Here is a 5695-nt window from a genome sequence, read left to right as displayed (position 1 = left end):
ATTAGTGGGTTATTTTAATAAAAGATGCAGTTTTTATATTTATTTATTTCATTATTTGTAGTTTTAGCAGATCAAGGCTTAAAAAGTTATATTGTAAGCCATTATAGTGTAGGTGAAGTTCATCAAATTATTCCAGGAACCCTATCGTTTAATTATTTGCAGAATGATGGTGCAGCTTGGAATATTTTAACGGGTCAAATGTGGCTATTTTACGGTATTAGTGTGATCGCTATCGGCGTTTGTTTATATTTTTTATTTAACAAAAAGTATAAAAATGCTTTGTTTGACGTTGGCTTAGCCTTAGTATTAGGTGGCATTATTGGTAATTTTATTGATCGACTTCACTTAAAGTATGTGGTTGATATGCTTCGACTTGATTTTATTAACTTTAATATTTTTAATATTGCTGATACTGCTATTACAATCGGTGTGCTCATTATATTTATTTACTTAATTTTCTTTGCAGATAAGGATGATCAAAATGCCTAAAAAATATGAATTACAGGTTGAAAATGAGTACGGACGCTTAGATAAATTTATTTCAGAACAAATACCTGATTTGTCTAGAACTAGAGTAAAAGAATTAGTTAAAGAAAAAGAGATTTTAGTTAATCATAAGGTAGAAAAAGTTTCTTACAAGATTCAAGCAGGAGATAAAATTGAAATTAATGTTCCAGCGGTAAAACCTTTGGATGTTGTTCCAGAAAATATTCCCCTTGATATTGTGTATGAAGATGAAGTTGTGATTGTTGTAAATAAGCCACAAGGCATGGTAGTGCATCCCGCACCGGGCCATCCCGATCATACGTTGGTGAATGCACTTCTTTATCATACTCAAGATCTAGCACAATCGCCTGAAGGTTTTAGACCAGGTATTGTGCATCGAATTGACAAAGATACTTCGGGCTTATTGATGATTGCAAAAAATGCTAAGGCAAGGGAATCTCTTGAAGATCAATTGGCACATAAGACGAATAAGAGAATATATTGGGCTATTGTCCATGGTAATTTTGGTGAAGAAAATGGTGTAATTGATGCACCAATTGGTCGTAATCTATATGATCGTAAAAAAATGGCGGTTGTAGAAAATGGTAAAAAAGCCGTCACTCATTTTAAGGTTCTCAAGCAATTTAAAGGTTATAGTTTAATTGAGTGTCAGCTTGAAACAGGACGGACTCATCAAATCAGAGTGCACTTAGACTATATTGGACATGCAGTTGCAGGAGATCCTTTGTATGGTCCGCGTAAAACTTTAAAAGGAAATGGCCAATTTTTACATGCTAAAGTTTTAGGCTTTAAACATCCCAGAACAGGCAAATGGTTAGAATTTACGGTTGAACCACCTAAGATTTTTCAAGATACGTTAGCTCAATTAGAAAAAGCAAGTGAATAAAAATGAAACGTTATTTGATATTAGAAGATGGAAGTTCTTTTGCTGGTGAAGGCATAGGAGCAAGCATAATTTCTACAGGTGAATTAGCAATTCAAACTACTAATTTTGGTTATCAGGAGGCCTTAACCGATCCAACTAATGCTGGGAAAATTTTGGTTTTCACCTCACCGATGATTGGTAATAATGGTATTAATGCTATTGACTATGAAAGTATTGATCCATCTGTCAAGGGAATCATTGCCAATGATATTGCTTTGAATATTTCAGACAGTGAAAATTTTGAAGATCTTAGTTCTTTTCTGAAAGAAAAAAAGATACCAGCTATTTTTAAGGTAGATACGCGTGCACTTGTTCATCGTCTAATGGAAGAGGGAACAATTAAAGCTTCAATTATGGATACCAATGATGAACATGCTTTTGATCAAATCAAAGCTTTGGTTCTTCCTAAAAATAAATCAGCAATGGTCTCAACTAAAAATGCTTATGCATCCCCCAATGTGGGAAAAACAGTGGCAGTTTTAGATTTAGGATTAAAGCATTCTATGTTAAGAGCTTTATCTTTGAGAAAAGTAAATGCAACTGTTTTACCTTATAATGCTAGCCCGGTAGATGTAGAAAATTTGCGCCCTGAAGGGATCATTATTTCAAATGGTCCAGGTAAACCAGAAGAAATCATTGATAAAATCACTCCAGTTTTAGATCAATTTTATGGTAAGTATCCAATTTGGGGAATTGGATTAGGCTTTTTAGTGTTGAGTGACTATTTAGATTTTGGATTGGTTAAGTTACCGCAAGAATTTAATGGGATTAATTATCCAGTAATTGAGCAGAATACTAATGCAATTTGGCAAACGTCAATGAATATTGACCAATTAGTATTGCCTGATAGTATAAAGATGAATATGAATCGTGAGTATTTTGATCTTCACAGTGAATTGAATGCAGGATTTTGGAACATAAAAGATAAAATAGTAGCAACTGCTTTTAATCCAGAAGGAGCTCCTGGCTCACATGATGCAGATGAAATTTTCGATTATTTTTTACAAATGATGGAGTAAATTATGCCTCTAGAAAATGATTTAGATAAAGTATTAATTATCGGATCAGGACCTACATTAATTGGCAGTGTAGCTGAGATGGATTTAATGGCTACAGAAGCTATTGATGCTTTAACTGAAGAAGGAATCCAAGTTATACTGGTTAATCCTAATCCTGCAACCATTTCTACGGATAAGAAACTTAATGTCACTGTATATTTGGAACCGATGACGTTAGACTTTCTTAAACGAATTTTGCGTATGGAAGAACCCGATGCAATTATTACAGCATATGGTTCTACTAACGGATTAAAAGTTGCTCATAAACTGTTGAAAGATGGAATTTTAGAGCAAATGGGAATCCAATTATTAACTTTGAATTCACGTATCTTGCAGATGGGGAATCAGCAAAAAAGAACCGAGTTTTTAAATAAACTAGGAATTGATACTAGTGAATCCTGGGAACTAAGCCAAACTGCTCAAGATAATTTAATTGTTGCTATGGATAGTTTGCTTGCTAAAGTTACATTTCCAGTTTTAGTTACTAAATATAATCGATATGTTCATAATGAACATTTGCGTTTTAAAAACAAAGAAGACTTAATTGTCTACTTTAAGGAAGAGAGTCAAACTGATAACTTTACATGGAAGAATTATCGATTGACGGAAGATCTTTCAGCTTGGGAAGAAGTCATTGTTGACGTAATACGTGATAAAGATGAAAATTTAGTATTTACTAATTTTGCGGGTTCTATTGAACCAGTCGCAATAAATTCTGGAGATTCTGCTGTTGTTATGCCATCTCTAACTTTGAATAATGATCATATTCAGGAGTTAAGAGAATCAGTTAGACGAATTGTAGATAATTTAGGAATTGTTGGTTTTACAAGTTTTCATTTTGCTATTAAACACCATGGAACTCAAATTAAATCTAAGTTATTGACGATTCGTCCTCGATTAACTCGTAGTTCTGTTTGGGCTCAACGAATTGGCATGTACGATGTAGGTTATGTGGTAAGCAAAGTAGCTATTGGCTATCGATTAAATGAAATAACTGATCCATTATCAGGATTAAATGCTTCTATTGAACCAACTTTAGATGCGATAGCAATTAAAATACCATATTGGTCATTTACCGGTTCAGGCTACAACCATTATCAATTAAGTAATCGAATGCAAGCCAGTGGTGAAGCGATGGGTGTGGGTCGCAATTTCGAAACTGCATTTCTGAAAGGGCTGGATGCAACTACTAACCTTGATTTAGGTTGGAACGCTTTTGTAGAAGAAAGTCGCAAAACAAATGAAGAGATAATTGCAGATCTTAAGCATCCCGATGAATTACATCTAATTAAATTGTTAGCAGCTATTAAAGAAGATATTCCTTTTAGTGAATTGCAACAGCTTACAGGATTACATCCTATTTATTATCAAAAATTACTTCATATTGTTGCCATTATTAATAAGTTGGTACAAAATAAAGAACATTTAACTTTAGAATTAATTAAAGAAGCAAAGGACTATGGATTCTTTAATCCTTTGCTTGCTAAAGTGTTAAATATTTCTGTAGAGGAATTACGATCATTAATTAGTAAATATAATTTGGAACCATCGTTTTTAAAGATAGATGGTTCAGCTGGAGTTTATCGTCCTAACGTGTGTGCCTATTATGGCGCATATGATGTTCAAAATGAAGCTAAAGATCTGGTAGCAGATAAGAAGATCCTGATTTTAGGCATGTTGCCATTACAAGTTTCGGTAACGAGTGAATTTGATTACATGATTGCTCACGCAGCTAAAACTTTACATAAGAATGGCTATGTTACAGTTTTACTATCAAATAATGATGAATCTGTATCATCTAGATATAAAGATATTGATCGAGTATATTTTGAATCAATTACGTTAGAAAATATTTTAACTATTGCTAAGAGAGAAAACATTAAAGATGTACTTTTACAGTTCTCAGGCAAAAGAGTAAGTGCTTTAAGCAAACAGCTAGAAGAAAATGGGCTGCATATTATTGGTCAATCAAAAACTAAGGATCCACGGGATACTATTACAGACTTACTAGATCACCCATTAACGAATTTAAAACGAGTTCCATCTTTGAAGACGACAAATCCTGAAGCAGTATTTAAGTTTGTTGATCAATATGACTTTCCGATTTTAATTGGAGGTATGAATAAGGAAAATAAGTTGAAATCTGCTGTGGTTTATGATGTGCCAGCAATTAAGAGATATTTAGCTGAAAATCAAGTGGATCAGATCACTGTGTCTCAATTTATTGAGGGAAATAAGTATGAAGTAACGGCTATTTCAGATGGTGAAAATGTTACTTTGCCTGGTATTATTGAACACTTAGAACAAACAGGCTCACATGCCTCCGATTCAATAGCGGTTATTAAACCTCAGAATTTGTCTCTGGAACAACAAAAAAAGATTGAACAACAATCGATTAAATTGATTAAAGTGTTACAGACAAGAGGTATCTTCAACTTGCATTATTTGCGGGTAAATGATGAGTTGTACTTATTGCAAGTCAAGCCTTATGCAGGCCATAATGTAGCGTTTCTATCTAAATCTTTAAATAAAGATATTACTGCTTGTGCTACAGAGGCATTAATTGGTCATAATCTGCAAGAATTAGGATATCCTAATGGACTGTGGCATACTAGTAATTTTATTCATATTAAAATGCCAGTATTTTCTTTCCTCAATTACAGTAGTGGCAACACATTTGATTCTAATATGAAATCATCTGGCTCAGTAATGGGACGAGATACTCATTTAGCTAAAGCTTTGTATAAAGGGTATGAAGCTAGTGATTTGCACATCCCTAGTTATGGAACGATTTTCATTTCAGTTAGAGATGAAGATAAAAATCGGGTAACAGAATTAGCTCGTAGATTTGACAGATTAGGCTTTAAATTAATTGCTACAGAAGGAACTGCAAATATGTTTGCGGAAGCAGGGATTACTACCGGAGTTGTAGAGAAAGTTCATAATAATCCGCGAAATTTATTAGAAAAAATTCGGCAACATAAAATTGTAATGGTAGTAAATATTACTAATCTTTCTGATGCAGCTAGTGAAGATGCGTTAAGAATAAGAGATGAGGCATTGTATACTCATATTCCTGTCTTTTCAAGTATTGAAACTGCAGAATTAATTCTAGATGTATTAGAATCGTTGGCATTGACGACGCAACCAATTTAAAATAAAAACCAAGTTACTATGTAAATAACTTGGTTTCTACCAAATAAGC

General features: G+C 33.4%; 4 protein-coding genes. All 4 read left to right on the top strand.

Annotation, left to right across the window (positions count from 1 at the left end; all coding sequences use genetic code 11):
• Positions 1-24: 24 nt before the first annotated feature.
• Genes lspA through HMPREF0518_RS06950 form a run of 4 tightly spaced genes read left to right on the top strand, consistent with a single transcriptional unit; the run spans position 25 to position 5646 of the window.
• On the top strand, positions 25-489 hold the full coding sequence (gene lspA / locus HMPREF0518_RS06965) for a signal peptidase II (RefSeq protein WP_003627408.1): 465 nt from the start codon (positions 25-27) through the stop codon (positions 487-489).
• Positions 482-1393 (top strand): RluA family pseudouridine synthase, encoded by a 912-nt coding sequence (locus HMPREF0518_RS06960; RefSeq protein ID WP_020829205.1) that lies wholly within the window; start codon positions 482-484, stop codon positions 1391-1393. Before lspA ends, HMPREF0518_RS06960 begins: the two co-directional genes overlap by 8 nt.
• A gap of 2 nt (positions 1394-1395) precedes the next feature.
• Complete coding sequence (locus HMPREF0518_RS06955) at positions 1396-2451, top strand: carbamoyl phosphate synthase small subunit (protein ID WP_003627406.1); 1056 nt, start codon at positions 1396-1398, stop codon at positions 2449-2451.
• 3 nt (positions 2452-2454) lie between these two features.
• On the top strand, positions 2455-5646 hold the full coding sequence (locus HMPREF0518_RS06950; protein WP_003627405.1) for a carbamoyl-phosphate synthase large subunit: 3192 nt from the start codon (positions 2455-2457) through the stop codon (positions 5644-5646).
• Positions 5647-5695 lie beyond the last annotated feature (49 nt).

It is taken from the genome of Lactobacillus helveticus DSM 20075 = CGMCC 1.1877, from assembly GCF_000160855.1.
GTDB classification, from domain to species: Bacteria; Bacillota; Bacilli; order Lactobacillales; family Lactobacillaceae; genus Lactobacillus; species Lactobacillus helveticus.
The sequence above is the reverse complement of the archived record's forward strand: the minus strand, read 5'-3'. Positions and strand labels throughout refer to the sequence as shown.